Here is a 1,594-nt window from a genome sequence, read left to right on the forward strand (position 1 = left end):
AGCTAATCAGCGGTGCTCCTGGCGGAACAACTGACACACCAGAGGTTCGTCCATCCCGGTCCTCTCGTACTAGGGATAGATCTTCTCAAATTTCCTGCGCGCGCAGCGGATAGGGACCGAACTGTCTCACGACGTTCTAAACCCAGCTCGCGTACCGCTTTAATGGGCGAACAGCCCAACCCTTGGGACCTACTCCAGCCCCAGGATGCGACGAGCCGACATCGAGGTGCCAAACCATGCCGTCGATATGGACTCTTGGGCAAGATCAGCCTGTTATCCCCGAGGTACCTTTTATCCGTTGAGCGACAGCGCTTCCACAAGCCACTGCCGGATCACTAGTCCCGACTTTCGTCCCTGCTCGACTTGTCAGTCTCACAGTCAAGCTCCCTTGTGCACTTACACTCGACACCTGATTGCCAACCAGGTTGAGGGAACCTTTGGGCGCCTCCGTTACTTTTTAGGAGGCAACCGCCCCAGTTAAACTACCCACCAGGCACTGTCCCTGAACCGGATCACGGTTCGAAGTTAGATATCCAATATGACCAGAGTGGTATTTCAACGATGACTCCACCTGAACTAGCGTCCAAGCTTCAAAGTCTCCCACCTATCCTACACAAGCCACACCGAACACCAATACCAAGCTGTAGTAAAGGTCACGGGGTCTTTCCGTCCTGCTGCGCGTAACGAGCATCTTTACTCGTAGTGCAATTTCGCCGAGTTCGCGGTTGAGACAGCTGGGAAGTCGTTACGCCATTCGTGCAGGTCGGAACTTACCCGACAAGGAATTTCGCTACCTTAGGATGGTTATAGTTACCACCGCCGTTTACTGGGGCTTAAATTCTCAGCTTCGCCTTGCGGCTAACCGTTCCTCTTAACCTTCCAGCACCGGGCAGGCGTCAGTCCGTATACATCGTCTTGCGACTTGGCACGGACCTGTGTTTTTAGTAAACAGTCGCTTCCCACTGGTCTCTGCGGCCTTCAAACGCTCCGGAAGTAAATTCCTTCACGCCTCAGGCCCCCCTTCTCCCGAAGTTACGGGGGCATTTTGCCGAGTTCCTTAACCACGATTCTCTCGATCTCCTTAGTATTCTCTACCTGATCACCTGAGTCGGTTTGGGGTACGGGTGACTAAAACCTCGCGTCGATGCTTTTCTTGGCAGCATAGGATCACTGATTTCGCCCTTACGGGCTACCCATCGGGTCTCAGCCTTATATGAGAGACGGATTTGCCTATCTCTCGGCCTACATCCTTAGACCGGGACAACCATCGCCCGGCTCAGCTACCTTCCTGCGTCACACCTGTTAATACGCTAACCGCACCAGCATAGGGTCGTGTGCTAGGCCCAACGCCTCACCCCGAAGGGATCGGTCACAGGGATTCAGACACTTAGCATTACTGGGTTAGTTTGGGCGGTTTTTCGTCAGTACGGGAATATCAACCCGTTGTCCATCGACTACGCCTGTCGGCCTCGCCTTAGGTCCCGACTTACCCAGGGCGGATTAACCTGGCCCTGGAACCCTTGATCTTTCGGAGGACGGGTTTCTCACCCGTCTTTCGCTACTCATGCCTGCATTCTCACTCGTGTAGCCTCCA

General features: G+C 54.3%; 1 rRNA gene. It reads right to left on the reverse strand.

The features are described 5' to 3' along the window. Positions 1-1,594 (reverse strand): 23S ribosomal RNA (locus ABD791_RS21195); the annotation flags it as partial.

The sequence above is a fragment of the Glaciibacter kafniensis genome (assembly GCF_039538945.1).
In the GTDB taxonomy this organism is placed as follows: Bacteria; Actinomycetota; Actinomycetes; order Actinomycetales; family Microbacteriaceae; genus Cryobacterium; species Cryobacterium kafniensis.